The following is a 212-nucleotide window of genomic DNA, read 5'->3' as shown; positions in this document are numbered from 1 at the left end:
GCGGGTTCAGCCTGCATCGCCGGGTCGGGCCGGACGGGCTCGAGATCGGCTACTGGCTGGACGCGGCGCACACCGGGGTCGGGCTGGCGACGGAGGCCGTCGGTGGTCTCACCGCGGTGGCCCTGGCCCTGCCGGAGGTCGAACGGGTCGAGATCCACACCGACGAGGGCAACGCACGCAGTGCGGCCGTGCCGCGGCGCCTCGGTTACCAA

Annotated in this window: 1 protein-coding gene; it reads left to right on the top strand. The window is 74.1% G+C overall.

Going from position 1 to position 212, the window contains the following annotated elements; all coding sequences use genetic code 11:
• Window positions 1-212 (top strand): GNAT family N-acetyltransferase (locus BN358_RS12190; protein WP_019229166.1); only part of this gene is annotated, 212 nt, incomplete at both ends.

This window comes from Sedimentibacter sp. B4, assembly GCF_000309315.1.
Taxonomy (GTDB): Bacteria; Bacillota; Clostridia; order Tissierellales; family Sedimentibacteraceae; genus Sedimentibacter; species Sedimentibacter saalensis.
Note: the sequence above shows the minus strand (reverse complement) of the source record. Positions and strands in the feature narration are given on the sequence as shown.